Source organism: Mycobacterium sp. (assembly GCF_049802695.1).
Lineage (GTDB): Bacteria > Actinomycetota > Actinomycetes > Mycobacteriales > Mycobacteriaceae > Mycobacterium.
In genome coordinates this window covers 1-1649 of the sequence record NZ_JBARMY010000009.1, presented here as the reverse complement: position 1 = coordinate 1649, position 1649 = coordinate 1, and the positions used below count along the sequence as shown (strand labels likewise).

The 1649-nt window shown below is 66.2% G+C and carries 2 pseudogenes; both read right to left on the bottom strand.

Annotated features, from left to right (window positions below):
* Window positions 1-519: pseudogene (locus tag WA317_RS00365) on the bottom strand (phosphatase PAP2 family protein); the annotation flags it as partial.
* A gap of 278 nt (window positions 520-797) precedes the next feature.
* Window positions 798-1649, bottom strand: a pseudogene (locus WA317_RS00360) (ATP-dependent DNA ligase); the annotation flags it as partial.

The following is a 1649-nucleotide window of genomic DNA, read 5'->3' as shown; positions in this document are numbered from 1 at the left end:
GACATAGACGACGAGCGCGGCGAAGGACAACGAAACGAAGCGCCGGACAAATGCCTTCCAGTCCTCCCGATTGCGCAGCCACAGCAACCCGGCGACCACGTAGGGAACGATGAAGAACGACATGTAGACCGTGCTGATGATCACCTCCCACCAGGGCGGCTGGGGCAGTTTCAAGCGCTCCTGCAACCAGACGGTGGGAATCGATCCGAAGAACATCCAGCGCTCCACCTGCGGTTGCAGCCGCCACAACGTTGGTGTCCCGACAAAGGTGGCCGCATGCCGGCTCACGTCGTACAACAGCAGGACCAGCGCGAACGGCAGCCAGTCGCGAACGACCATGATCGTCCTGCGGCCGCGGCCGATGCTGGCTGCGATCAGTCCGGTCGCGATGTAGACCAACAGCAGTTCCCGGTTGAATGCGAGTCCGCCGGTGCATGTCCGGTACCCCACGACAAGCGCCCAGATGAGGACCGCGGCGCGGCGGGCCAGGGTGAGTCGACGCTCGCGTGCCGTCCGGATGGGTTCGCCAGTGGAATCCCGGTCGACGTCGACGCTTCGATATGCCGTCAATGACACCTGAGCAGACTCCTGATCCGGGAAATGCTGCCTAAACCGTGGGGGCTGGGTACCGCGAGCCGACGCTGAACATGCCAGATCAACCTGTGAATTGAAATCGCAGAATCAACGGTCGGGGGAACGCTGAACGTGGTCAGGACAAGATAACCACAGGTGTCAGCGAATTGAACGCCGGGTGAGCGGCGGTTCGCGGGACAACCGATTCACAGGCGTGAGCGGCCTCACGGCGAAGAGAACGCTCGCACCGTGTCGATGGTGTCGGCTTCGGCCGGCGGCTTGTCGTCCCGGTAGCGCAGGACCCGGGCGAACCGCAGGGCCAGGCCGCCCGGGTAGCGCGTCGACCGTTGCACGCCGTCGAAGGCGATTTCGACCACCTGCTCCGGCTTCAGTGGCACGACATGACCGTCGGTCGGGCCGTCGGCGAGTTCGTGGAACCGCTTGGTCTGCCAGTCCAGCATGGCGTCGGTCATGCCTTTGAAGGTCTTGCCGAGCATCACATAGCCACCGGTGTCCGGGTCACGCGCGCCGAGGTGGATGTTGGACAGCTTGCCGTGACGCCGCCCGGAGCCCCACTCCGCGGCCAGCACCACCAGGTCGAGGGTGTGCACCGGTTTGACCTTGAGCCAACCGGCGCCGCGACGGCCCGCTTCGTACGGCGCGGTCGGCGACTTGGCCATCACTCCTTCGTGGCCGGCGGCCAGCGTCGTCTTGAGGAAATCTGCCGCAGCGGTCGGGTCTGCGGTGATCAGGCGATCGACTCGGTTTGGCGCCGGCACCCGCCGGTCGAGTGCGGCGATCCGTTCGCTGGTCGGCGCGTCGAGCAGGTCAACGCCTTCGCAGCGCAGGATGTCGAAGAAGAACACCGACAGTGGCTGCGCGGCGCGGGCCGCCGCGATGTCGACCGACCGCCCGAACCGCGACGCGGTGACCTGGAAGGGCTGCGGGCGGTTGTCGGGCGTCAGCGCGATCGCCTCGGCGTCGGCGATCAGCTCGTCGACCGGGAGCGCTCGCGTCGCCTCGACCACTTCAGGCAGCCGCGCGGTGACGTCGTCGAGGCTTCGGGTGTAGACGGT